This window comes from Planctomycetia bacterium (assembly GCA_015075745.1).
Classification (GTDB): domain Bacteria; phylum Planctomycetota; class Phycisphaerae; order UBA1845; family UTPLA1; genus UTPLA1.
The window spans coordinates 2,931,187-2,956,258 of record JABTTW010000001.1 but is presented as its reverse complement, the minus strand read 5'-3'; the positions used below and the strand labels follow the sequence as shown (position 1 = coordinate 2,956,258).

20 protein-coding genes and 2 pseudogenes are annotated in these 25,072 nt (G+C 58.7%); 4 read left to right on the top strand and 18 right to left on the bottom strand.

Translation table 11 applies throughout. The features are described 5' to 3' along the window. Positions 1 to 543 precede the first annotated feature (543 nt). The 4 genes from HS101_11755 (at position 544) to HS101_11740 (ending at position 4,872) form a co-directional block, all read left to right on the top strand. Entirely contained in the window at positions 544 to 1,842 is a 1,299-nt protein-coding gene (locus tag HS101_11755; GenBank protein MBE7506939.1) for a DNA modification methylase, read from the top strand. After that, positions 1,839 to 2,510: a helix-turn-helix domain-containing protein gene (locus HS101_11750; GenBank protein ID MBE7506938.1), complete on the top strand. Its 672-nt coding sequence runs from the start codon at positions 1,839 to 1,841 to the stop codon at positions 2,508 to 2,510. Before HS101_11755 ends, HS101_11750 begins: the two co-directional genes overlap by 4 nt. A 187-nt stretch (positions 2,511 to 2,697) precedes the next feature. Continuing rightward, positions 2,698 to 4,239 carry a phage terminase large subunit gene (gene terL, locus HS101_11745; GenBank protein MBE7506937.1) on the top strand — a complete coding sequence of 514 codons (1,542 nt, stop codon included), beginning with the start codon at positions 2,698 to 2,700 and terminating at the stop codon, positions 4,237 to 4,239. A 231-nt stretch (positions 4,240 to 4,470) separates the two neighbouring features. Continuing rightward, positions 4,471 to 4,872, top strand: a complete 402-nt coding sequence (locus HS101_11740) for a hypothetical protein (protein MBE7506936.1) — start codon at positions 4,471 to 4,473, stop codon at positions 4,870 to 4,872. A gap of 805 nt (positions 4,873 to 5,677) precedes the next feature. Here HS101_11740 and HS101_11735 read toward each other — a convergent pair. The 18 genes and pseudogenes from HS101_11735 to HS101_11650 form a co-directional block, all read right to left on the bottom strand. Next, positions 5,678 to 6,493 (bottom strand): glycosyltransferase family 2 protein, encoded by an 816-nt coding sequence (locus tag HS101_11735; protein MBE7506935.1) that lies wholly within the window; start codon positions 6,491 to 6,493, stop codon positions 5,678 to 5,680. Then, a pseudogene (locus tag HS101_11730) lies at positions 6,476 to 7,120 on the bottom strand (glycosyltransferase). Before HS101_11730 ends, HS101_11735 begins: the two are co-directional and overlap by 18 nt. 18 nt (positions 7,121 to 7,138) lie before the next feature. Beyond that, positions 7,139 to 7,804, bottom strand: a pseudogene (locus tag HS101_11725) (glycosyltransferase family 2 protein). Positions 7,805 to 7,925: 121 nt separating this feature from the next. After that, on the bottom strand, positions 7,926 to 8,156 hold the full coding sequence (locus tag HS101_11720; GenBank protein ID MBE7506934.1) for a hypothetical protein: 231 nt from the start codon (positions 8,154 to 8,156) through the stop codon (positions 7,926 to 7,928). Positions 8,157 to 8,189: 33 nt separating this feature from the next. Continuing rightward, positions 8,190 to 9,716 (bottom strand): hypothetical protein, encoded by a 1,527-nt coding sequence (locus tag HS101_11715; protein MBE7506933.1) that lies wholly within the window; start codon positions 9,714 to 9,716, stop codon positions 8,190 to 8,192. Between the two features lie 36 nt (positions 9,717 to 9,752). Then, positions 9,753 to 10,568, bottom strand: coding sequence for a ferredoxin--NADP reductase (locus tag HS101_11710; protein MBE7506932.1), 816 nt, complete (start codon positions 10,566 to 10,568; stop codon positions 9,753 to 9,755). Between the two features lie 253 nt (positions 10,569 to 10,821). Beyond that, positions 10,822 to 12,360, bottom strand: coding sequence for a mercuric reductase (locus HS101_11705; protein ID MBE7506931.1), 1,539 nt, complete (start codon positions 12,358 to 12,360; stop codon positions 10,822 to 10,824). A gap of 66 nt (positions 12,361 to 12,426) precedes the next feature. Next, positions 12,427 to 13,926 (bottom strand): VTT domain-containing protein, encoded by a 1,500-nt coding sequence (locus tag HS101_11700; GenBank protein ID MBE7506930.1) that lies wholly within the window; start codon positions 13,924 to 13,926, stop codon positions 12,427 to 12,429. 210 nt (positions 13,927 to 14,136) lie between these two features. Next, on the bottom strand, positions 14,137 to 15,702 hold the full coding sequence (locus HS101_11695) for a DUF3179 domain-containing protein (GenBank protein MBE7506929.1): 1,566 nt from the start codon (positions 15,700 to 15,702) through the stop codon (positions 14,137 to 14,139). Positions 15,703 to 15,714: 12 nt separating this feature from the next. Continuing rightward, a complete protein-coding gene (gene arsS / locus HS101_11690; GenBank protein MBE7506928.1) occupies positions 15,715 to 16,737 on the bottom strand; it encodes an arsenosugar biosynthesis radical SAM protein ArsS in 1,023 nt (340 codons plus the stop codon). Then, positions 16,738 to 17,871, bottom strand: a complete 1,134-nt coding sequence (locus HS101_11685) for an inorganic phosphate transporter (protein ID MBE7506927.1) — start codon at positions 17,869 to 17,871, stop codon at positions 16,738 to 16,740. It abuts the gene before it with no gap. A 74-nt stretch (positions 17,872 to 17,945) separates the two neighbouring features. After that, complete coding sequence (locus tag HS101_11680) at positions 17,946 to 19,001, bottom strand: methyltransferase domain-containing protein (protein ID MBE7506926.1); 1,056 nt, start codon at positions 18,999 to 19,001, stop codon at positions 17,946 to 17,948. Positions 19,002 to 19,054: 53 nt separating this feature from the next. Beyond that, positions 19,055 to 19,840 carry a prepilin-type N-terminal cleavage/methylation domain-containing protein gene (locus tag HS101_11675; GenBank protein MBE7506925.1) on the bottom strand — a complete coding sequence of 262 codons (786 nt, stop codon included), beginning with the start codon at positions 19,838 to 19,840 and terminating at the stop codon, positions 19,055 to 19,057. Between the two features lie 78 nt (positions 19,841 to 19,918). Further along, positions 19,919 to 20,752 carry a hypothetical protein gene (locus HS101_11670; GenBank protein ID MBE7506924.1) on the bottom strand — a complete coding sequence of 278 codons (834 nt, stop codon included), beginning with the start codon at positions 20,750 to 20,752 and terminating at the stop codon, positions 19,919 to 19,921. Positions 20,753 to 21,263: 511 nt separating this feature from the next. Further along, positions 21,264 to 22,151, bottom strand: a complete 888-nt coding sequence (locus HS101_11665; protein ID MBE7506923.1) for a hypothetical protein — start codon at positions 22,149 to 22,151, stop codon at positions 21,264 to 21,266. Between the two features lie 94 nt (positions 22,152 to 22,245). Next, a complete protein-coding gene (locus HS101_11660) occupies positions 22,246 to 22,926 on the bottom strand; it encodes a hypothetical protein (protein MBE7506922.1) in 681 nt (226 codons plus the stop codon). 196 nt (positions 22,927 to 23,122) lie between these two features. Further along, positions 23,123 to 24,046 (bottom strand): serine/threonine-protein phosphatase, encoded by a 924-nt coding sequence (locus HS101_11655; protein ID MBE7506921.1) that lies wholly within the window; start codon positions 24,044 to 24,046, stop codon positions 23,123 to 23,125. After that, complete coding sequence (locus tag HS101_11650) at positions 24,043 to 24,807, bottom strand: trypsin-like peptidase domain-containing protein (protein MBE7506920.1); 765 nt, start codon at positions 24,805 to 24,807, stop codon at positions 24,043 to 24,045. The genes HS101_11655 and HS101_11650 overlap by 4 nt, the downstream gene beginning before the upstream one ends. Positions 24,808 to 25,072: the final 265 nt, after the last annotated feature.

The following is a 25,072-nucleotide window of genomic DNA, read 5'->3' as shown; positions in this document are numbered from 1 at the left end:
CGCCAAATCCTAACGAGCGAGCCGATCATCACTTGCGCCGCAATTCACACTGGAAATCTGTCCGGTTTTCTTGGCTCACTGTCCGGTTTTTGCCGGCGCGCCGTCCAGTTTTCGCGGGCGCGCATTCCAGTTTTCGAAGTGGCGATCATGCCTGATACGTGGCACTGTTTTTGTACGGACAAGTTGGCGTACGCAAAAAAAATCTTCAACAAAATGACTCTAACCACTTGATAATTTTGGAGTGTTGGTCAACTAATATGTCGACCCCGAAGATGTCAACGCGATGGATCGCGCAAACACATCTGCGAGTTGGGCTTCAAAGGAATGAAGCAAATGCCTTTATTTACTGCATTAAGTCTTGCATTCATTCTCAGGGGTCCAATTGTTGTCGGTTTCATTCGACACGACTGCGATCAGGCTCTCTGCTCTGTTGCCTGGGCAGTTAATCTTATCTTCGAGTGCGCATATCAAATTGAAGTCAAGACGCCATTACCTAGATATCGATACTGGCATTACGTGCAAATGCAAACGAGGTAAGACGACATGCCACTAAGAATTCGGAAAGTCGCGATCAAGAAGATCAATCCAGCGCCGTACAACCCCCGCGTTGACCTTCAACCCGGCGACGAAGAGTACGAGCGCCTTCATCGATCGCTCGATGAATTCGGCTGCGTCGAACCCTTGGTTTGGAATGAACGAAGTGGCCATCTGGTCGGCGGGCATCAGAGACTGAAGATTCTGGTGGCCAACGGCGCAAAGGAGGTGGAGGTCAGCGTCGTCGATCTGCCTCCGGAGCGCGAGAAGGCCCTTAACATCGCCCTCAACAAGGTCCAGGGGGATTGGGATCGTCATAAGCTGGCTGCCCTCCTGGATGAACTCGGGACGATCCCTGACTTCGACGTCTCGTTGACCGGCTTTGACCGCGTCGAAATCGGGCAACTCCTGGATCGATTCGGGGACCAGAAGTCGGCCGGAGAGGATGGATTCGATCTAGCTGACTCGCTCGACGAGGCGGCTGAGGAACCGCCCGTGACCCAGCCGGGAGAGCTCATCGAGTTGGGTCCCCATCGGCTTCTGTGCGGCGATTCCGCGAAATCTGAGGATGTGGCCCGGCTACTACAATGTATACAGGTAGACTTGGTCTTTACCGACCCGCCCTACAACGTCGCCTACTACGGGGGCAATCGACCCACCCCGCAGAAGGCCCGCCCCAAGCGTTCCCGCCAATGGCGACGAATCTACCACGACAATCTGACCCAGGAAGATTACGAATCCTGGCTGGGCGGCATTCTTGACGGGATGCTCGCATCACTTGCACCGGGTGCGCCATTTTACCTTTGGAATGGCCACCGGCAGTTCGGGCCGATGCATGCCCGGCTCTCGGCCGCCGGCGCGCACATCTCCTGCGTCCTCACCTGGGCCAAGGAACGATTCGCGATTGGATACGGCGATTTCAATCAGCAAACGGAATTCTGCCTCTACGGCTGGAAAGATGATGGCCAGGCCCATCGCTGGTACGGCCCGACCAATGAGTCGACACTTTGGCAGGTCCCCCGCGACTGCACCCGGGAGTATCGACATCCCACCCAAAAACCCATTGCCCTCGCCGAGCGGGCCATCGTCAACAGCAGCCGTCGGGATGATGTGGTGCTTGATCTTTTCTTAGGCTCGGGCAGTACGCTCATCGCCGCCGAACGACTGACCCGTCGGTGCTTCGGGATCGAACTGGACCCGCGCTACTGCGATGCGATCGTTCGGCGTTACCTGACATTCGTCGGTGACCTTCAGCCGTTACATGACCTGCGCCAGCGCTACCTGGCCCGGCTGGAGGTTGCATTGTGAAGCCGACGGCCCCTTCCACTTCCCAGGAGGGCCCCCCTGAAATCCCGGTCCTGACACTCATCAACGAGATCAAGGACAGGCGGACTTCTCCCAAGGGACTGTCGACCGAGGATCGGCGGCGCTGCGTGGAATTCCTGCGGACCGAGGGATATGTCATCGCCGAGATTGCCCAGATCCTCGGCCGCAATGAACGGACCATTCGTCGGGACATCAACCAGATCCGTGAAGAACTCGCCCTGGCCCCGGACCCGCGATTCGCCGAGCGGATGATCGGTCAATTGGCCCATGAAGCGGAAGTGTCGATCGCGCGATTGCGCCGCATCGCCCGCGAGGGAGGTTGCTCCGGCATGGAAAGACTGATGGCCGAAGGGATGGCCTGGAAGACTTTTAAGGAGTTCTTCGAGAAGCTCCAGTCGGTCGGCTACCTGCCCCGCGTCCCCACCGGCGTCGTGGCCGAGGTCTATCAGCGGCTCGATGCCGAACCCATCGCCGCCTATGACCAACTCGCGAAGGAACTGCAGGAGGTCGTGGAAGTCTCCAAGGCAACGGGCCGTTTAACCACCGAGCAGGCCGACCGCTGCATGGCGCTGCAAGAAGAGGTCGAGCGCGGTCGGATGTCGGTCCGACTCGATCGACTCAAAGAGGACGTCAAGGCGCAAGAACCCTAACCCCCCTACTGGCGGGCTTGATGCCCCTATGGAGATGTGCAGGATGCACGCTGTCGGACAACTTCAAACATCTAGAATCGAATCGCAGTTACGAACTGAACGGCGAAATGCCGCACAACACTCCCTCGACGCCTTCGCGAGGTTCTACTTCGCTCAGCACTTAAGCCGCCCCCCCAGCAAGATGCACATGGAACTGTACGAACTCCTTCAGGAGTTGCCGCCGGGAGGACGATTGGCTGTGGCCGGCCCGCGCGGCAGCGCCAAGAGCACGCTCGTCAGCCTGATCTACCTCCTCTGGTTCATCTGCTACAAGAAGGCCAAGTTCATCGTCCTGGTCTCCGACACCGAAGAAAAAGCCGCCGACTTCCTCGGTCATGTGAAGGACGAATTGGTCGAGAACGACCGCCTCGTCGCCGACTTCCCCGAGGTCTGCGAGCAAGGTGGCCATTACCCCCGTTGGCCACGCTGGCGCAAGAATGAGATCATCACCGCCAACAAGGTGAAGGTCACGGCGCTGGGTTACGGCCAGAATATTCGGGGTAAGCGCCATCGCCAAGATCGACCCGAACTCATCCTCCTCGACGATGTCGAGGGACGTGAGAACACGGCGACGGCCGAGGGCCGCTTCAAGTTGGACGAGTGGTTCCACAAGGCCATCCTCAAGTCGGGCACCCGCGACACGCGTGTGGTTGTGGTCGGGACCATCCAGCACTACGACGCCCTGCTGGCCAAGTTGACCGACCCCACCAAGAACCCCATGTGGATCGGCCGCATCTATCGCTCAGTTATGGCCTGGGCATCTCGGCAAGACCTATGGGAAGCCTGGGTCGCCATCCTTCGACGAATGGATGAATACGACGGCGCGACCGGTCCTGCCGCCGCCAAGGCCTACTTCGAGGCCCATCGTGAGGCGATGCTGGAAGGCACCGAAGTCCTCTGGCCGGAGTGCGAGGACTATCACACCCTGATGCTCATGCGCGAAGGCGATGGGCCGGCCGCCTTTGATTCCGAAAAGCAGAACGAGCCGGTCAACCCGGCCGACTGCTACTTTGCAGACGAGGACTTTCGGTTCTGGGATGAGACCTGGTCGACCGAGCAAGCGCTGATCGCATCGCTGGAGAGCAATGCCCAGTTCTTCGGGGCCTGCGACCCTTCCCTGGGCAAACTCGGCAAGCATGCCGACGACTCGGCGATCATCACCCTGCTGAAGGATGCCAAGAGCGGCAATCTCTATGTCCTCGATGCCGACATCTCCCGGCGGAAGCCGGACAAAATCATCGACGACATTCTCGACTACCAGCGCATCCGGAAATACGCCCGGTTCGCCCTGGAGACCAACCAGTTCCAGTCCTTTATGAAGGATGAGCTCGAACGGCGTTCAAAGGCCAAAAGCCTCTACCTCCCGGTCGAAGGCATCAACCACACCACCGACAAGATGGGCCGCATTCAGAGCCTGCAGCCGTTGATCCGTTCGGGCGCGCTACAGCTTTGCAAAAGGCATCGCGTCCTCATCGAGCAGCTCCGGCTCTTCCCCAAGGCCTCACATGATGACGCCCCCGATGCCCTGCAATTGGCCGTGCACTTGGCGCGCGTCGTGGGTGGCGGACCGACCAAAGAGGAATGGGAAGAGTGCATCGAACTCAATCGTCGCCTTGTGGCCATGCAACCCAACTTGGATTCTTTCTTTGGGATTTCGGGATCGATCGCCGACTGCCCGGGGCTTTGGTAAGACGAGGGGATTCTTGCTAGCTCGAGTTGTTGACCAAGCAATGAACAATGTAGGTGGAGAATTGTCTGACGAGAGATGCAACGTGCGGATCACTAACCTAGGGTCGGATGAATCAACCACCTTAGAGACGAAAAGTGGGGCATCCCAAGTCTTCAGCAGCGGATGCGGTCCTCTCATGCAACCGACGGTGACACGGCGTCAATAAGAGCAACCTTTTGAGGAGTTTAGGTCATGCGCGTCAGCTTACGAACCTTTCTGGCCTTTCAACTCAACGGGGCCGCATGCTGTGGCCGCTACGATGATGTGTCAATCGACCTGATCAAGATGCATATCGAACATGGGACGATCCTGGCCTTTCTCAAGGAACGCATGGGGATGGATTTCGACGCCGGTATCCTGACCCCGCTCGACCGGATGGAGCTATCGGAAGAATGGATGGACATGCTGGGGATCGCAGAAACCCGCAAGTTCTGCGTCGAACGCAATGGCCTCTGCCTGCTGGTGGCCTACTTGCTCGAAGGCATCCAGCGCAGGCTCTGGGATGCCCGAAAGCTCGGCCTGTGGCGCGAGGATGAGCTTGAATGCACCGTGGATGGCGGTGAAGGAGATACAACGGCCGAGCACGAAGCATAACTTCGGCAGGAATTGATCAATCGTGGAGTGCGCCCACTCTGGGGTTTGCTCGGTCTATGCCGCAACGCAATGGGTAGTCAGTAACCGGCGTCCGCGGCACAATACCCCTATGCCGCCTGCGGGTGGGCCATCGGGCACGGCTGGCAATCGCTACGAGGCACGTTGGACCGTCGCCTGCATGGCGCCGGTCCTGAGCGGAGAGTTGGACTCGATCCGCCTCGAACCGCCGGGTCTTGAAGGCCAGGGCGTTGAGTTCTGCGATGGCCGCGGCGATTCGCGATGTTATCATCAGGCAGGAAGCCAAGACGCCGAAGATGTGCATGCAAAGATCGGGATCAATCGCCAATGCCCTTCGGGAGTGGGCCGCTGCCGGGTTTTCCAATACGTGAACCCTGAGACCGCTGCGGCGATCGCCACGGGTAGACTGAACGAAATGAACACCGAACTGCTACCCATCTCTCGGCCACGAAGTTGCCTATCGTCGAGCACATTTGCCGCCTAGAATTTCTGGGTGGGCTGATGAGCCTGCTGATCGAAATCGTCATCCGGAACTAGTCAAACGCCGATCGCGTATGATACCGGCCCGCGCTGGCCGAAACTTCGCCAATGCGCACCAGCAACAGCAATCGCGTCGGCCCAAGTCGAACTCTAAGAACACACCCTCAATCAAGTAGGATGACCATCAACATTTTGGACCCTCGCTCGTGGACCCGCGCGAATTCTCCGAAATATCAACATCATCTTCTTTTTCAGAACCGGTCAACTGCACGCCCAGTCGCGGTGACTCGGCTGTTGTTATTCGTCATTAAGGCTCCAATCGTAGTCGAGCCGTTTGATTAGAGGATTGAGAGCTCGGGCGATCGGACTCCGCAAATGGTAGCGGCGGCGCCTGCGCGATCGCCACTTTATTTGAAGTACCTCTCCCGCGAAACATCACCAGAGTCCTCGGCGACACGCCGAATAAGAAGCCGAAGATGCAGGCTTGATTCACTAGGGTCGTGCGCAAGATACCATCCCGCAGCCATCGACGGGCGGAGGTGCAAACCGCCAAGTTAGACAATCTTACGACGCCGCATCGGCGAACGCGGCGAACGAACTCGAAGTCTTCCATAAAGGGCAACGTCTTGAAACCCTTCAAAAGGTGGAACCGTTCAGTTCGCACACAAAACGCCTGATCGCCATAGGGCATCTTTAACACGCGGGAGCGGAAGTTTGCGAGCCATCCGATGCATCGAAGGCCAATCGAATGACGATCGAATCCAAGCCGAAAAGCAGCCAACGCGGTCCCCTGCATTGCCATGAGACGCGCAATCTCCCGGGTACCATTTGGAGGAAGACAAGTATCGGCGTGCAGGAACATGAGCGAATCTCCGATCGCAATGGCAGCACCGGCATTCATCTGGGAGGCCCGTCCGGGTCCTCCAGAGACCACGGTGGCACCGCGCGATTTTGCGATCTCAACGGTTTTGTCAGTGCTACCGCCGTCAACCACGATGACCTCGATCCCTGGGTTGCCGGGAATGCTGTCAAGGCAGCGACTGAGGTATTGCGCTTCATTGATGGCCGGGATGATGACCGAAAGGCGCGGTTTCTCGGCTTGGCGGAAGAGTTCCTCGACCACTTCGGGTTGTCCGGCCAGATCGGTGGGCAGGTCAATGTCTGAGAGGATTTCCAGCGTGTGTAAGGAGAGGCCCTCGCGCCGGATACGCTGAGTTGTCTGCGAAAGAACGTTCGCTGACCCCCAATCAATCCCATCAAATAGTGCTGCGCACGGTTGGCTCAAGCCGATCAGGTAGTATCCGCCATCTCGGGCCGGCCCAAGCACGATGTCGTGGTCATGTAGAGCGGTGAAGGCGGACTCAAGACGATCGGCATCCAGTGAAGGGCAGTCGCTGCCGATGACCACGATTGCACCAGCACCGCGCTTGTGAGAATCGACGCAAGCCTGGTGGATCCGCTCACCGAGATCGCCGTGGTGCTGGCGCAGGTATAGGCGATCTTCGCCGAACGAATCGCGCATTAGGGCATGATCGCCTCCTTCAAACCGAACCTCGACGGAGCAAGCTCGTCTTTCCGCAATCGCGTCAGCCATCGCCAGAGTCCTGAGGGTCAAGCCGCGTTGGAGCTTCGCCGCCCCCTCGGCGCCCAGGGCAGGAATCAGGCGCGTCTTCGTTCGCCCCTTCTCCGGATAACGGGTGATGATGATGAGATGCTCTGGTTCAGGCTGGAAACTGGCAACAGCCGGCAAGCTCACTCGTTCTTGTGCAATTGTCGATAGAATCTTGGTGCCCGCGCGCAACACGCCTGAGAGCGTGCCGGATATCTTCGATATCCCAATCCTGCGACGGTAGTCAACCGGAACTTCGATCACGCGTAGGCCGGCTCGCAGGGCACGGATTTGCATCTGAATCGTCCACCCGAAGTCGCGGTCGTCCATGCCTAAGGAATGCAGTGCATCCGTTCGGATTGCACGAAACGGCCCCAAGTCTGTATATCGGTGCTTCCAGAACACACGCATCAGGCCGCATGCCAGCGCGTTGCCGAATTGCTGCTGCACCGACAGCGAGCCACGTTCGCGCTTTCCAAGCGTTCTCGAGCCGATCACCATGTCGGCCTCGCCGCCGACTATCGGCTTTACGAGGCGCTCCATCTGGGCGGGATCGTCGCTGAAATCCGCATCGAGAAATACCAAGATGTCGGCGTTTGTCGCGGCGCGGATTCCGGCGAGACAAGCGGCTCCGTAGCCGCGCATCGGCTCATGAACGACCATCGCCCCATGCCGCTCCGCCACTACCGCAGTCTGATCAGAGGATCCATTGTCCACCACGACGACGCGGTCCACCCAGCCGGGCACGGCGCCCAGAACCGCGGGGAGCGATCGCTCTTCGTTCAGTGCGGGCATGACAATCGCGACGATCTGATCTTGATACATGATCACGTATTCCGTAACGCGGGTTGGCTTAGCTTGGAGCTACCGGCTTCCGACTGGCTGCGACGTCGGAGCGGCGTTATTGGGCGACGTCGCGTCTGGTTCGCGGCCAAGCTTTCTAGACTCACCGAGCCACTTTTTGATGTCTTTCAGCGCCGGGGCGAATCCCCATGGGCCGCTTCACCAGCGGCGCCCGTTCTGCCACGCCCGGCGCAGCTGGCTTCTCCGCCTCAGCCGCGGGCTGGGTGGTTGCCAGACGGCGTCGATCGCCCGACTCCTGCGACAGCGCCGGCGCGACTACCATCAGGAGGAACAATCCTCCCATCTGACAGGCGCGTCTCTTTCTTGCTTTCATGGCCGTTTCTCCTTCCCGAGTAATGTTTCTTGACTAGAACTTCACTTGAACATCGCGTCGAACTGCTGGCGGCAGGACAGTCAGATCGACTTTCGCGTAAAACGCTTCGATCGCAAACCACCCCAGTACAGGCAGATGCTCAATCCACCTTATCCAGGGATGGGCATGGGTGAAGTAGTAAAGGGGCAGCAAAACTGTATACATCAGCAGCGAGGACCGCGGGTGCAGGGCAAGCAACGGAAGTAACCATACATAGTACCACGGAAACTGGGCCGGGCTGAGGAAATACACGGCAGCCGTGACCAACAACGATCGCCGAACGAGGTCAATTGCGCTGTGCCCGAGCCTCTTGGTTTGGATCACAATCACGCTCGCGATCAGACAAGCGACAATGAGCCGCGATACAAACGGACCCAAGTCGGGATTCACTGAGGCGATCGTGAGCGCGTGATGAGTCAGCCATCTGATCGCACTGAAGATGGCATCGTTGTTGATCCAGGATGTGGCGTAGGCGAGGAAGCCACTCGATCCAGCCATCGTTCCCTTTACGACCGGCCACCAAAGCAGGCCGGAGATTCCGACAAACGCGGCAAGAAACGATACTGATTCCTTGAGTCGTTGCGCAGATGAACGGAAGAACAGCGGCACCAGGACGAGCGGCCATATCTTGGCGCCCACTGCCAACGCCATCGCCAGGCCGGCCAGGCCTCCCCGTTGATGGACGATAAGGAATAATCCAAGCAAGACGAATGGCAGGACGATGACGTCCATGTGGGCGCTATGGCTCACCTCACGCAGCACAAGCGGATTCCACCAATACCATGCAACATCCTTAACGGGACGTTTTAGCCATCGCAGCAGCAGTATCAGCATCAATGCGGTCGAGACGTCACACAGGAGCAGAACGAATCGAAGGGCGCCCAGGCTCCACGGCCTTACAAAATAGGCGAGGGCGAACACGGCTTGTGCGGTTGCCGGGTAGATGGTGGAAAGGCTCGGATGATTGATGCGTTGAATGTTCCGTCCGGATTTTCGTGCGAGCTCCACCAGCTCCGTCGGCACGTCCTGTGCATTCGGTCCTCCTTCAACCTTGGCCAGGACGTCGCCTGGTGCGAACTCCCACGGGTTCGCACCCGAGGCCGTCGTCGCCCCATCCCAAAGGTATCGATAGCAATCCGAGACGAAAAACGGTGCAGCCGGAATGAGGATCAAACGAGCAGCGACTCCGACTCCCAGTATGACGATTGCGTCAGTCGATCGGACCGGTCGATCGCGGGCGGAATGAAGACCGATCAGAAAGATGATGCCGGCTAAGACCGATGCGGTCACAAAAAGCCAGCGGGTCGTCTCCGTATTAATAGTCCCGTTATTTCGGCTTGCGCCGATGACCGCCAGCGCCGCTGCATAACCAATGGCCGTCAGTCCGGCGGCGACAAGCCCGACAGTGCCGCGCCGTCTCCCGTCGCATGCGGAGCCATTTGCGACGGAAGCACGTGCTGGGAGCGGGGCTCGTTCAGTCGCCTTGATGGTCGTACGGGTCCGATGCGTCCGCCTCTTCACGATGTCTCCGGTTGTTCAAGGGTCCGCCGGGTTTCTTCACCAATACTTCTCGATGTGAATCTGTCCGGGCTGGCGTACAGAATGTTCACTGAAGCCGTCCTGGGAGAGAATGGCGGTCATCTCCTCGACCATGCCGGGGTTGCCACAGAGAAAAATGTGTGTGTTATCCGGCGTCGGATCAAACTTCCAAAATTCGCGCAACGGATTCTCGCGCCAGACCGATTGAATCCGACCGGCGCGGCCGGTCCAATGAACGGGCTCGTCCTGAGGACGGCTGATGAGCGGCAAGTAGGTAATGTTCGGACACATCGACTGCAGCATCATCAATTCGCTCCGATAGCCCAATTCCCAGCTATGGCGCGCACCGTGAACGACCGCGAAGCGACGGGGCCCTCCGCATTGTAACTCATCGCGCAGCATGCTGATGTACGGGGCCAGCCCCGTCCCTGTCGAAATCAGCACTACGTGCTTGTCCGGTGGCACTTCCCTAAGCGTGAACATTCCGCTGAACTTGGGGCCCAGCCACAGTGAATCGCCCATTTGCAAGGCGAACAGTCGCGGCGTCAGCGCACCTGATGGAACGAGGGCCACGTAGAACTCCAGGAATTCCTTCAGCCGCGAAGACGAGGAAATGGAATATGCCCGCTTGATCAGTCGTTCCCCCTCGGCCGTCTCATCCTCCTCCTCGCACATCGCGCAGCGGGCGCTGTTGCCGGGAAGCGCCAAGACCGCGAACTGGCCGGGCGTAAACGCAGGCATCTCCCAGCCATCGAACGAAACCCGGAGAACGATGAGCGCCGTCGATATCTCGATTCGCTGGATAACTTTGGCATTGAGTTCAGTCATTTTCACTGGAATACCTCAACCCCCTTTCGGGCAGATTACCTAAGCGCAGCCCGCGGTATTAATTGTGCAAAACACGGTCGGCGAAGGTCGCAAGACAAGCCGCCGATTTCCTCACAGGTCTTGCCGTCGTTCCCTCATCGCCCGCATGGCGCCCACCACGATGGCATAGACCGTCGTCCGGCCCACTACGGATGGTTGTAATGCTTCGCGAAGCCATCCTGCGATCCCTACTAAAAGATCAGGCATCCCCTCAACCTCCTTACCGACGAAGCTTCAATACCAGATTGAACAGCTTTCGAACAAAAGGCGTCAGGCGAGTGCGGTTATGGGCATCGCCCGCCTTGCGGATGATTTCAGCCTGCGTCGGGTACGGATGAATCGTTCGGGCGATTGTCCCCAGGCCCTTTCCGGCGACCACTGCAAGGGTGATCTCGCTGATCATCTCGCCCGCGTGCCGGGCCACGAGCGTCGCGCCCAGAATCTTGTCAGTCCCGGCCTTGAGATGAACCTTCAGGAAGCCGTCCGTCTCGCCGTCGAGGATGGCACGGTCCACGTCGCTCATTTCAAGGGTGATCGTGCGAAGGTCGATGCCTTGCTCTCTGGCGTCATGCTCGTAAATCCCGACGTGCGCGATTTCCGGATCGGTGTAGGTGCACCAGGGAATGGTCAGGGCACTGGCCTTGGCACGCCCGACGAATAGCGCGTTCTGAATCACGATCCGGGCCATGAAATCCGCGGCATGCGTAAATTTGTAACGCGAGCAAACGTCGCCGGCAGCGAAGATGCGCGGATTCGTCGTCCGTAAGCGATCGTTGACCTTGACGCCGGCTCGTTTTTCGAACTCGACGCCTGCCGACTCCAGGCCCAGCCCTTCCACGTTGGGCGCCCGGCCGACACCCAGCAGAATCGCATCGGCGCGGACTTCCTCGTCGTCCTGCAAGGCGATCACTTTTTCACCTTCGTGACGAACGGACTGGATTTTGGCGGAACAGCGGATATCGACGCCATCGCTGCGGAGCGCAACCTCGATTCGCGCTGCGGCGTCGGGATCCTCGCGTCCCAGGATGTGTGGTCCAGCCTCCAGGAGCGTGACCTTCGAACCGAATCGGGCGAATGTCTGCGCCATCTCGCAGCCGATGGGTCCGGCGCCGATGATCGCCAATCGCTGTGGAAGCTCGGTCAACGAAAAGATCGTTTCATTTGTAAGATAGCCCGCCTCGGCGAGGCCTGGAATCGGCAATGATGCAGCCCGCGCGCCGGTGGCAATGCACGCCCGGGCAAAACGGAGGGTCTGTCCCCCGGTTTCGACCGTCTGCCCACTCGTGAAACGCGCCTCGCCAATAAAGACATCGATGCCCAACTCTCGAAATCGCCGCGCTGAGTCATTCGGGCTGATCCCGGCGCGAAGTTGACGCATTCGCTCCATGACCGCTGGAAAATCCACAGATAACCCTTCAGGCACGCGAACTCCGAAGTTTCGGGCATCTCGCGCGTCGGCCAATGCGCGGGCGGAGCGAATCAAGGCTTTGGACGGGACGCAGCCGACGTTTAGACAGTCGCCGCCCATCAGGTCGCGCTCAATCAGGGCGACCCTTGCGCCGAGGCCTGCAGCGCCGGCCGCCGTTACCAGACTTGCTGTTCCCGCGCCGACGACGACCAGATTGTAACGACCAGCGGGAGTCGGGTTGGTCCACGCAGTCGGATGGATATTTGCCACCAAACGGCGATTGTGCTCATCCGCGGAAGAGGTCTGCGGCGGGCGACCGATCATAGCACTGCCATTGGCTGGATCCGCCATGGGACCTCCGGGCCGCGCCTCGGCTGCCATGTCTTCTTGCGATGCAATCACTCAATCGTCTCCTTGCTATCGATCCTGCCGATTGTCAATGCTGTTTAATCGCCAGTCGTAGTCAAGCCACTCGATGCGAATCGGCATACCGTCCTTCAATGCCGCTTGCAGGGAGTCTGAGGAAGACGCGGCGAATTTCAGCACATCGCCTGACACCTGCTCAAAATCGCCGCCATACCACTTGTAGAGCTGAGTCAGGTAAGCGGTCTTGATATCCGATTTGAATTGAAACCACGTCCTGTGGGAGTGAACGTAGCGCGTTTGTTCATCGAGCTGCCGGTTGATACGCTTGCCGACGTATGCTTCGTTTCGCAGGGGCGGACAGCCAACCGCCGCGCACACCAAGGCAAAGTGAATCCGCGGCTCCTTGAACTTCGGACGAATCTGCTTCTGCTCGATCTGGTTCAGGCTCCAGACGCTGCCGCCCAGGTTCCATCGTTTGTCATTCCATCGATCCGCGTCGGGAATGTCCTTGATCGATGTGACCGGGTACTTGTCGAGGACGAGCCTCAGGGTGAATGCGTTGTATGCGTTGATCAACAAGGCCAGTTTTTCGTCGCGGCTCAACTCATCGAAACGCGCCTTGGCGATTAGAGCAATGTATGCGTCGAGTTGCGAAGAGTCCCGACGCAGGCCGGCGTAGTCCACCCAGCCCCCCTCGGTGACGTGGCTCGAGAGCAGTTGATTGAAAATTGAATGGTCGAACGAGGCTCCCACGCCTTCCGAGCCGTATGCCTCCACCAGTTTGACGCCCGGCGGGCCGAAAATGCCTTGCAGGGCGTCTCGCCGCATCCATGCTACGCCCGTTATCACCGCAAGAACGAGGGCGAAGATGGGCACTGCCATCTTTCGCTTGCTCACCGGCGCTGCTCCGGCGTCGAGGGGAGAGGATCCGGAATCCGGCGGGGGTGATGCCATATCCAATGCACCTTGCTCGGCGAGGACACGTCGTGCCAAACGCGTGACATACACGGTCACGACCACCGTCGCCAGCAGACCGGCGAACAACAGGATCGCCTTGCCGGCGCCGATCGCGCTGCCGCCTGCGCTTACCGCCTGAAGACCCTCGGCGCCGACATGGCCGAGATACACAAACATGAACGTCCCAGGGAGCATGCAGATCCAGCTCGCCAGAACGTAGGGCCAGAAGCGAATTGACGATATTCCGTAGAGGTAATTTCCCAAGCTATGCGGGACAGCCGGCGACAACCGAAAGAGGGCCACGATCTTCCAACCCCCCGTGCCGATCGCCCGATCGATTGCCGAAAATCGCGCATTTCCCTGGGCGGCTCTTTGGACGCCCGCCCGAGCGAAGTGACGGGCAATGAGAAATGCCAATGCCGCGGTGATCGTCGAGGAAATCGATACAATGACCATTCCCCATAGCAAGCCAAAGAGCGCTCCGGATGAAAGCGTGAGGACCGAGCCGGGCACAAAGAGCAGGCTCGCGAGAATGTATGCGCCGCCGAAGGCGAGCGGGCCGAACCAGCCGAGTCGGTCAATGCCCGATTGCATTGCGCCGATTGCCCTTTCCACGGGGAGAATGCGTGTGAGGATGATCAGGCAGATGACGATGGTCGCCGCAGCGACCAGGTTCACCAGTCGCCATGACGATCGGCTTCCGGAGTTGACGGTTATCTGAGCCGTCGGTTCGTTACCGCCGGTGGCCGTGTTGATCGAGTGCGCATTCAAGATGAGTACTCCCTGCTTCTGGGCTGTCTTTTCCTACCGGCTTTTCGTTAGAGTTTTGACGGCTGCGATGACTTCGTCCGGATCCGCTCGCTTTTTGTAATCCCAATCCGCGAACGCATAGCGCACGACCCCGCCCTTGTCGATGACGAATGTTGCCGGAGCGGGGAGATCCCATGTGCCCGAGACATTGGACTCGGCCACATCGAGTCCGAATCCCTTGTACTTGGCCTTCGTCTCTTCATCAACAGTAAAGTGCACGCGGAAGGCCTTGGCGGCCTCGTGCCTCGGATCGCCGAGGACGGTGAAGTTCAAGTGCCCCTTCTCAATTGTCTTCGCGGCATGATCCGGCTTCTCCGGCGAGAGGGCCACGAATTTGCCTCCGGCTGCCTCCAACGCGCCAAGCTTGTCTCGCCAGCTCGAAAGGGCGCGGTTGCAAATTGGGCACCACCCCCCGCGATAAAACGTGAGTACGACAGGCCCGTCTTTGTAGAGCGATGCCAGGTGAACGGCTTTACCTTCCAAGGTCGTGAGGGCGACGTCCGGGGCCTTCTCGCCAACCGATAATCCCGGTGACCTCTTGAGTTCTCCTGATGCGTTGCTCGTGACCACATGGGTATCAGGGTAAAAGGCCGACCAGGAGTAATAGAAGGTCTGCGCCGTTCGCACATGTTGCGGTGCATCGATCACGGAAACACCCGCCGGTGTTCGAGCTATTCGAACATCTCCGGCGGGCGTCTTGAGTGTGTAGCCTTCGCCGACCGCCGCCACGGGAACGAACCATGCCTGTTGGTCACTGGCAACGCCGACTCCTAGCGTCTTGCGCGGCAGTTCACTTCCAATCTTCGCCACCGGAACCCGCAAATCGTCGCTGGTGAGATACTGCTCATACGGGGAGTGAGCGTAGTCCCGTTTGTGACCGGTGTTGCGACTCACAATGCGCGCCGCGGGATGCGATCGCTTGAACTGCGAAAACGAAATCACAACGACAGGTAGGGCTTCCAGGCTCGTCCCGGCCAGCGGGCCAGAGACGGCTTTCATGCCCAACTGACTCCAGAGGCCCTTGTGCGTTTTATCGTACATTAGGACGTTGGAGTTGTAGAGCGCACCGGAAACGCCGAACTCCAACACGGTCGGCTTGTCTTTTGCCTCGCCACTCGTCGAGCGAATCTCGCGCGAAAATACGGCTGCCGAGTCGCACAGCGGGCAATACGTGGCCGCGACGGGCCGATCCCCGACGGTCATGTTGACGACCTCGTGCCAGTCCAGAACGCGAAGCGGCACGCCGATCGTCTCGCTACCTACGGTTACGTCGATGACCCTGGCGTCATCGGGGAGCCAGGAAGCGCCGCCTGCGGATTCCAATTCTGGATCCGTCAACGCAGGAATGGCGTCACGCGGCAGGAGGGTGTGAATCTGTTCCTCCGGAATCTTCAGATGATCCATCGCATATTCCTTTTCGAGGTTCACCGACCCCGGGCGACGAATGCGTTGAAATTCCTTGGCTTGCTCGGTCTGTGCCTGCTGGGCCGACAGGAGGGAGGAAGTTGCGGCGATCCACGCCGACACGAAAAGAACGAATCTCGGTTGAATACATCTCATGGACATGGCTCCTTATGATGCTGTTGAAACGTCATGGGTTACTTCTGCCAGCGCCCCGCCGCACGAGGATCCGTGGCCAGCCGTGCAGCCAAAGCAATGCGCGCCCGTTACGATCGACCGATGTCTAAGCTTTTGAGGATCGAATTCGCTGACGTGCCGCGGCAAACCGCCTGCAGTCGGGAGTGCAAGGGCGTAGTTAAAATCGCAATCATGCAGCGTGCCGTCCCAGCTCACGTGAACCTGGTGCCGACACATGAGCGGGCCGATGGTTTCGGGATTGAATTGCTGTCGGAGAAGCTTTTCATAGTCCGCCAGCCTGCCTTCTCGTTCCAAATCGTGTCGGAAGCGGCCGATGGGCATGTTGGAAATGGCAATCAGGCGCGTAAACCGAATGCCGAATCGAGCCCGCAGCTCGCGTCGATAGTCGCTTTCCAAAGAGCTTTGCTGTGGCGGCAGCGCCGGCCCCAGTGGGTTGTAGACGAGGTCGAGCGGCAGCTGGTCCGCAATCCCGAATCCGACGCCGTTGAGCATACGAATGACTTCGACGCTGCGCTCGTAAACTCGTAGCCCGCGCTGCCGGTTGACGTTGTCCGGCAGGTAGCATGGCAGCGAGGCAATCAGGTGAACGCGCTGGCCCGCCAGAAACTCCGGAAGGTCGCGGTAGCCGTCTTCGAGCATGATCGTCAGATCGGTCCGCACGATCACCTCGAAGCCCGCGGATCGCGCCGCCGTAACGAATCGTCTGAAGTCGGGATTCATAGCCGGCTCGCCGCCCGTGATGTCAATGCACCTCGCCCCGCCGCGCTGGGCCGCCTCGATGACCTGCAACATCGTCTCCCAGCTCATCTTCTCGGTCCGTTGCGGCGAAGCCTCCACGTGGCAATGGCGACAGGCCATGTTGCAGGTCAGGCCGACGTTGACCTGCATCGTGTCGATCGACGATGCATGCAGCGGCTCGCCGGTTTCTTCGATTACCCGACGGTCAAACTCGCTCGCGCCGGCGATGGTCAGGGGAACGGTTGCTGGTGCCGTCATTTAGTTGCCTCCAATATGTGTCAGGAGCCAGAATATCCCCGCGCCAAGCGCTGCGCCCATCGGCAACGTCGTCAACCAGGCGACAACGATCTGGGTCACGGTCTTCCACTTCGCCCGGCGGGTTGCCATGCCGATGCCGAAGAGCGCGCCGCATGAGACATGCGTGGTCGAGACCGGCATGCCAAGCCGGGAGGCGCCAAGCACCAGCGCGGCCGTGATCAAGTTGCCGGTCAAGCCTTGGCCGGTGTTCAGGGCGGTGATCCGCCTGCTCATGGTCTCGGCCACTCTTCGCGAATTCAGCAAGCCGCCGACGCCCATTGCGACCGCGACCACTGTCAGTTTCAAATTCGCCCCAACTGCTCCTGCGGCCAGAAGCAAGGCGGCGATCTTGGGCGTGTCGTTCACTGCCCGGGCGAAGCAGACGGAAAGGCCGCTAAGCAAATGAACGCCGTCAACAATGGCCGGGGCGCTGATTCCCAAGATGCGCCCGTCGTAGCGCTCAATACATTCCTGCCGGGAGGCGATCGTGATGCTGGCGCCGCCTTCGACCGGTACTGCCAATAGGCTGGACCCGTGCTCAACGATTCGCACGGTTTGAGGCGCTGCGGTGCCCGCGCAGATGCACGTTTCATGTGTTACGCCCATGTACCGACGGGCACGGTGGAGTAGTGGATAAAGGAAAACGGCTCCGCCGATCGCCAAAAGCGGACTGACCAAGAGCGGCAGGAAGAACCCACCCCAGAGAGTGCTTAGACTCGATGGGCCATGGCCGACGAGTAAGGAGATACCCGCGAGAGCGCCAGTCAACGCGTGCGTGGTGGACGTCGGCATGCTGAGCAATGTCGCCAACAGGATCGTGACGGCGCCCGCGGATGCGACGGCGATCAGCAAATTGCTGCCCCGTGTGAGTTCCTCGGGCACAAGCCCTTTTCCGCTAAACACCTTGGCGAGCGATCCGGCCAGCAAAATGGACATGGCGCTTCCGGCAAGCGTTGCCGCCGTCGCCCAAGTCAGGGCCGTGCGATAGCTGAGCGTGCCGCTGCCGTAAAGCGTTGCGACGCCTTTGAAATTATCGTTTGCGCCATTGCTATACGCGAGCCAGAACACCGCAAGCGCCAAGACCACACTCGTCACGAATCACGTCTCCTAGTGAAAAATCCTTGCCCTTCTCTGGGCATCAAAAAAGAGAAAATCGATCCGACTGGTCTTCAACAACACCCTCGTTCGGCGATTATCGCTGCATCGAGTGTGGGCGACTTTCCACATGGGAACAGACCGAAGTGTTGCGTCCGATCGCTCTGCACACGAAAATGAATTGCGAGTCGGGTTTCGGAGAGCATGGCAGCCGTATTTCCGCAAACCAACATGGGTTTGCCGGTGATGAACTCGTGATGATCGTCCAGCACGTACGAGTGCGGGCAATGAGCGACCGTTCCAAGATAAGTCGCGACCTGCCCAAAATCCTCGCATCGGTCTTCCAGGGACTTTATTTTGAACGCGCGAATAGTGAGGGAATCAAACCGCGCCATTCCGACCTTGGATTTCACCATTTCATTATCGATGGAAACCGGCCGTCGAGCGACAATTCGGTAATCGAGAACGCCCAAGGAGTGGAGCAAACGGCGAAAATCTTCGACGTACATGGCACCCGCGAGGCATTCGCCCAGCAGGACCTGATCTTCACGCCAATCTATTGAGAGCCTTCGGTCCGCAAAGATATCCGAGAAAAGCAACTCGCCGCCCGGCTTGAGAACTCGAAGAATCTCGGAGAAAACGCATTCCTTGTCGGAAGATAGATTCAACACACAATTTGAAATCACCACGTCTACGGATTCATCCTCGATGCCGGCATCGCCAAGAGACTCCATGTATCCCTGAACAAACCGGGTATTCGGTCTGCCGAAACCAAAAGCAGCGGCTTGGGATTCCTCATTGGCTTGGGCCACGCTCAATTGTTCGGCAGTCATGTCAAGGCCGATCACGCGGCCGCGCGGCCCGGCGAGCTTGGCGCAGATGAATGCATCCCGCCCGGTGCCGCAGCCGAGATCAAGGATCGTGCAGCCCTCGATCCCCTGCGGGATCGGTGACCCGCAGCCGTAAAATCGTTCGACGATCTCAGGGGCAAGCTGCGTCATGATGGACCGGATGTGCCCCGGCATGCCGTTCGGCGAGCAACAGGCGTCCGTTTTCAAGTCGGAAGACCTCTTGAGGACGCGGCCGTAGTATTCGCGGACGGTTTCGTGCGTGGGCGATTGTGTGGTCATGAATTCCGCCTTCCATTATCGTGTGACATTTTCATAGAGATTCAGCAGATGCGTCATTGAGAATCGAGGGCTTCGAAGTTTCGTAGAATGGCATCCAGTGTGTTATAAATCGAAACGGTGACGTCGACTGTGTAACGCCTATCTATGTTGAGGTGAGTGCTTGCATGCCCATCGGTGAAGAGCGCGTTCACGAGGCGCTGCTGATGATGGGTTCTTGTTCTTAGGTTGAACACCGCCATCTTGGGCGGCGCGATTAACTGGGTGTCCAGGGCGAGGCACCGAATCGCTCCCCCCCTTCGATTCGTGCCAAGAGCATCAAGCTTCACGCGGGGACGCTTCGCCGGGCCGCTCAGGGTGGACACGGATGCGTGGCGGTAATAATAACTACCCTCGACTTGCGACACCCCGACGTCCGCAAGGGCGGCTTGGGTATCCTGATCTTGATCGGCCCCAGGACAGAACAGCACTTCCCGAATAACTCCGAGGTAACCGTGCAGGAGCAATCCGAGGCCGACCGGGGCGCCGCTTTCCAGTGACAACAGCGATGTGACGTTTCCCGTCTGCGGGTAGAAATTCGTGGCGGATGGCGGAGGTGCTTTGGGACCGTAGGGTATAAAGCCGTCGTGGTCTATTGCGTAGGCGGCGATCGCTACTCCGAGTTGGCGCAACTTAGAGAGGCACGCGGTCTCATGTGCGGTGCGTCGGCTATGGCTGAGCGCCGGGACGAGGACGGCGATCAGCGCGGCGACGACGGAAACAGATACCAAGACCTCAATCAGCGTGAGTCCATGTGACAATCCACCGAATGACCGTCCACTTGAATGATTGATTGAGATCATATTGAGTCCATTCTCTCGAGCCACGTCAAACTTCGCGGTATGTCCTTCAGACGGATTCTGGATGCTCACCGGGCGGCCTCACGAAGAGACAAGCAGGTCGATCAACGGTTGAATATCCAGCCCGTTCGTTTCCATGTCCGCGTTCACATTCGCTGCACCGACGTGACACGGTGTTTTGTCTATTCCCATCAGAACTTCGGCCAGGGCAACGACATCATGGTGATCCACGGCTCCATCGCAATTGACGTCCCCGGTCATCGCCGGATCGGACGCGCTTAGCCGGACGAAGTCTAGGTTCCAAAATCCCTCTCCGACCGAATCATTGGAGTCGTCGATGGAAGGGCGAATCAGGATGCCGATCGGCAGGCCAGCCCACGCGTCGCCCAACGAAACCACTGGCGCGTCAACGATGACGTCTGATAGGACCGTCGTTCCGACATCGGCCCCATGGACAAGGCTTGAAGCGATCACTTGTTCGACGCCATTCTCAAAGTAAAACAACGCAATCTCGAATGCCTCATCGGTGCCCACCGGGAATGTCGAGCTGGTCCCGACGGCCACTGTCAGTTGGTACGACCGGCCGACCTCAAAGACCCGAGTCAATTCCTGCCGCAGGTCGTTCCCGACCAATGAACTCATAAAGGCGAGCCGATCAAGGTGGGCGTTCGAAATCCGATCCGGTGAGCCGGGGTCGATGTTCAAGAAGACACCCGTGTTTTGATCGAATTCGTCTTGAAGACCGACCTCGGTTTCGTCCCAGTCATCAATGAACGGGAGGGCGCCGAACGGGTTCATCTCGTCGCGCGTAACCGCCGGCAACTCGAAGGAAAAGTTCGGAACAGGGATCGATTCGCCGCGAACAAAGCCCGGGCCGATGAACCCCAGCATCACGATCACGGCGATGCGCCTCATTGCGACTCTTCTCGTGCATCCTGTCATCATTTTTCTCGCACAACTACAATTACAACTTCGCGGCACGACCATCTCATGTTCGCGTCGATTTTCCCGTTCAACCTACCGCTCGCCGAGGCAAGAAGTGAGTCACCGCAAGATGGAGAGCACCGGGATCCTTCTTAGGGATTCCCGGTGCTTCCCGGAGGGGAAAAAGCCGGCTTCATTTCGATCACAGCAGCAGACGGCTGACCGCATCCAAAGATCGCATCAGCTCGATCGAGTCGCCACGAGGCCCACCCGAAAGGCACCGAATACTCGTCACCAGGCGAGAACGACGCGTGAAAAAACGGCTATCGCTGATCGAAGCAGCGGGGTTCAGTCGCGAACACACATGCCGGCGGCTATTCACCATGAATACGGACAAGTCAATTCGCTTTTTCGACTATTGGGAGTACGGTGGACAATCGCCCGGGCGTGCCGGAGGAGTAGCTTGGCTCGCCACGGGCGTGTCCACCGTAGAATTCGTCATTCAGTTCTTCGCGTATTTAGTTGGATTGGAAAGGAACATGCCCCTCGTCTTAGCGTCCGGAAACAGGTATCGCTTTCCGTGATAGTCGACTGCGAAATCCTCGCTACCCAGCACGTCCTTCTTCATCTCCACTTTGCAAACGACGCACTTGCCGTCCAGCGCCAGGTCGGCGTCGGCGTACTTGGCCGGATTCTTCTTGAACATGTCGAGTTGCTTCCGCTCGGGGAACAGATAGAGCCGGTCGTTGTACACCGTCTGAAACTCCGCCTTGCCCGGCACACTCTTTTTCATTTCCACTTTGCAGACAACACAATCGCCGCCGAGAGCCGGTGCGAAGGCTGCCGGGCTCTTCTCGAACATCGCCTTCTGTTCAGTGCCAGGAAAAAGGTAGCGGAGCCCGTCATGCACAACCGCGTACTTCGGATCGCCCTTGACGACCTTGTTCTTCTTCACGAGACAAACCGCACAGTCACCACCCAGTGCAAGATCGGCGTCGGCGTACTTGGCTGGCTTCTTCTTGAACATGGCAAGCTGCTTCTGTTCCGGGAATAGGTACAGTCGGCCCTTGTGAATCAACGAATACTCCGTCTTTCCTGCCACGCGATTGCCCACCTCTACCAGGCACACTGTGCAGTCACCACCCAAAGCGGGCACGAACTGGGCCGGGTCGGCATCGAACATCTTCTTCTGCTCAGCCGCCGGAAAGCGATACGTCTTACCGTCGTAGTCAGAGGTGTACGCCGCTTTCCCCTCCACAAATTTGTTCGTCTTGGCAAGGCACACCGAGCACTTGCCGTCCAGCGCCAGCGGCAGATCGGCTGCGCTGACACCCATCGGCGCCACGAACACGGCCAGCCCCACAATCACAAGTTTTCCAGTCAACTTCATACTTGGTCTCCAATTAGGTATTCTGCCCAATTCAGATTTCTTTGCGTCCCGGGGATACATTGGGCCTCTCTACCGCCGAGCAAACACAGTTCGTTCAAGGCTCCTCGTGGCGCTTCAGGAAGACCCGCACCTCGTCCGGTACGTGCTTCAACGCCCCGGAAGTCACCAGATCATTGAAGTCGGTGAAGGGCGCGCCGCACCGGTGTCTCTTTTTCGCGCTTTCATGCAAACAATCGGTGGCCGCTCGTATGCGGGCGAAGTCTTCGAACCCCCATTGCACATCGCGTCCGATCACTGTTCCATCATCGTTGACGATGACGACCTGCGGCGAGCGAAGTCTCGTCGACCATCGCTGTTGTGGTGTGTGGACCTCAGCGCGAGTGCGCGTCCCCACGGCCAAGCTGCTGGATTGTTCCGCCGAGACATCCACATGCTCTTGGTCGATCGCTGAAAGAACGACGAAACCCGGATCATGGTCCGTCAAACCGATCGCAAGAAACCCACCGCCGTAGTTCGTTGTGAATTCAATGGCGCTCGCGTTCGCCGTCGTTCCAATGCGTTCAACCGCGATAAACACCGTTATCCCTCCACCAGCAAACAGAAGCATGAGCCGCATCGGCTGACGAAACCACGATCGTCTCGAACAGTCACACGTGGAGATTGATTCCGCCAGTCCATCAACGGGCGCCGCTTCGATGACATCTACGCTCATCTTCATGCGCAAGCGTTCAATCCAATCAAAGAGTGGTTTGTGGCGCCGATTTTGGCACGCCAACGAAATGGACTCCATTTGCATACGACCACAGGCGGATTACTTCGCCACCGGGCATCCGTTTGCCGGCACCGTGAGTACATTCCGGGGCTGGCGGGAAAATTGCACAATTAACCCCGAGCAGCGAATTAGGGGCTGGCAGAGCCAAGCGAAAGAATTGTGGAGGTATTGAAGCGGCTAGGTTGCCGGATGCGCCCGCTCAGAGCCCCATCATCTTCAGCATCATTCGCAGGCGATGCCCGATGCTCACGGGCTTCGGATCGCTCGCGTTGTGGTGCAGCACGAGCAGTGTGAGGTCATCATCGCGGGTCGTGGCCGCGTCACCCGAGGCACGATCGACCGCGGCGATCAGGTCGTGCCCGAACGTCGCGGGCTGGCCGGCGCCGATCGACGATGCCACGGAAAGCAGGCCGTCTTCTCCTTGCGGCTCCCGATCGGGCGCGTGAGATTCGATGAGAGAATCGGTGTAAGCGACGATGAGATCGCCACGATTGAGCGTGACGGCGAACTGGCGATACTCCGTCGAACGAATGATGCCAAGCGGAAGTCCTTGAAACTCAAGCGTATCAGTGAGTGATGGACCGAGCAAACTCCATGTCCGCGTTGCTGCTTGATACCAAAGCGGCCGGGGATGGCCGGCAAGGCAACACACGAGCTGATCCGTAGGGGCGAAGTACGTCATGATCACGGCGGTGGCGAAGACGCCGCTCTCACTCAGCCGTCCAAACGCACGGTTCAGCCCCCGCACAAGCCGAGTCAGATCATGTCGGCCGATCGACTTGCGCATGAGCTTTCGGAGTTGGATCGCCAGTTCACTCACGCTGGTTCCGTGGCCGGATACGTCGGCCAACATGAACCGGCCAATGCGCCCCATGCCGCACATTGAAACGTAATGCACATCGCCACCGGACGCTTGGCCCTTGAATGGCTGACTATAGACCCACGCATCAATGCCGGGAAGAGAAATTCCGCTCTCGATGGCCGTGTTGCCGCCCCAGACCTCCATGCATTGCAACTGATGCGATGCTGGGGGCGACGGTTTCCGCGTTGCGGACTCAGACTTGTAAGGCATGATGCAGTCCTTCGATTTCTCGCGGAGCGCCTCCCTCTGACGATCCATCATGTCCGTGCCGCCAGGATTCCGGCGCTCCTGAGAAACGCGTTCGATGTTGAAGTGGTTCTGGAAGGTACGCGACCGAGAAACATCTTGACCACCCGCGAAGGGACTGCGAATGACACGTTCTCGACTCCCGGCCCTATCAACTTGGATCGAACGATTCCTACCAGGTGCCCGTGTTCGTCCAGCAGCGGACCGCCGGAGTTGCCGGGAGAAATCGCCGCATCGGTCTGGATCAATTCCGAGAGGGCAATTTCGCCGGCCCCGCGCAGTCCTGAAACGATGCCTTGCGTCACCGTCCAGCCCAGCCCAACCGGATGGCCGATTACGAAGATCCTGGTGCCTACGGGCAAATCTTCATCGAAATCGAGCTTGACAGTCTTCCATACCAAACCAGGCGTTTCAATCCTGACGACAGCAAGGTCATTTTCCACGTCCCGGAAGGCGATCTTTCCTAAGAAGTGATGCCCATCATGAGTATCGACGCGGACTTCTTCCAAGCCGGCAACAACATGGGCGCTGGTAAGGATATCGCCCGATGAACCGATTACCACCCCGGTTCCCTGGCCTTCGTCGGATTGAAGGCGAACTACTTCCGTCCGGTGCAGGCTGTAAAGCGCGCAAATCGGGCAAGAGGGAGATGAAGTCGACACGACGTGCACCGCTTGATCGGTGGAGTGCAAGCCGGCAGCGGACCGTCCTAAGCAACCCCCGCTTGACGCAACCGCGCCACCAAGAAAGAGCACAACAGCGAGATTTCTAAACATGCGGAGTTCTCTTTTCAACATTGTGGGCGAGCTACTTCTAGCTCGACAGGAGGTGGAGATGTCCGAGGTCGGTTACTCCAAGAGCAAGGCCCTACGGCGGGCTGTAACCCATTTTGTCATCGTACGAACCGGGCTTGTAACGCTCCTGTCGTCACCTCGTGAGGGCCTTGCCCATCACGAGACAACTGACACCTGTCGCCAATTATGTTGCCCATTGCTTCGCGCGCAGCACGCCGGTCGATCAGGCTTGTGCGGCGACAAGAGA

Bases quoted from the DNA above. Each gene is read 5' to 3' on its own strand.
- HS101_11755 (MBE7506939.1), top strand. From the start codon at position 544: ATGCCACTAAGAATTCGGAAAGTCGCGATCAAGAAGATCAATCCAGCG.
- terL (MBE7506937.1), top strand. From the start codon at position 2,698: ATGGAACTGTACGAACTCCTTCAGGAGTTGCCGCCGGGAGGACGATTG.
- HS101_11740 (MBE7506936.1), top strand. From the start codon at position 4,471: ATGCGCGTCAGCTTACGAACCTTTCTGGCCTTTCAACTCAACGGGGCC.
- HS101_11720 (MBE7506934.1), bottom strand. From the start codon at position 8,156: ATGAAAGCAAGAAAGAGACGCGCCTGTCAGATGGGAGGATTGTTCCTC.
- HS101_11705 (MBE7506931.1), bottom strand. From the start codon at position 12,360: ATGGCGGATCCAGCCAATGGCAGTGCTATGATCGGTCGCCCGCCGCAG.
- HS101_11700 (MBE7506930.1), bottom strand. From the start codon at position 13,926: ATGCAATCGGGCATTGACCGACTCGGCTGGTTCGGCCCGCTCGCCTTC.
- HS101_11695 (MBE7506929.1), bottom strand. From the start codon at position 15,702: ATGAGATGTATTCAACCGAGATTCGTTCTTTTCGTGTCGGCGTGGATC.
- arsS (MBE7506928.1), bottom strand. From the start codon at position 16,737: ATGACGGCACCAGCAACCGTTCCCCTGACCATCGCCGGCGCGAGCGAG.
- HS101_11680 (MBE7506926.1), bottom strand. From the start codon at position 19,001: ATGACCACACAATCGCCCACGCACGAAACCGTCCGCGAATACTACGGC.
- HS101_11675 (MBE7506925.1), bottom strand. From the start codon at position 19,840: ATGATCTCAATCAATCATTCAAGTGGACGGTCATTCGGTGGATTGTCA.
- HS101_11670 (MBE7506924.1), bottom strand. From the start codon at position 20,752: ATGAGGCGCATCGCCGTGATCGTGATGCTGGGGTTCATCGGCCCGGGC.
- HS101_11665 (MBE7506923.1), bottom strand. From the start codon at position 22,151: ATGAAGTTGACTGGAAAACTTGTGATTGTGGGGCTGGCCGTGTTCGTG.
- HS101_11655 (MBE7506921.1), bottom strand. From the start codon at position 24,046: ATGATGGATCGTCAGAGGGAGGCGCTCCGCGAGAAATCGAAGGACTGC.
- HS101_11650 (MBE7506920.1), bottom strand. From the start codon at position 24,807: ATGTTTAGAAATCTCGCTGTTGTGCTCTTTCTTGGTGGCGCGGTTGCG.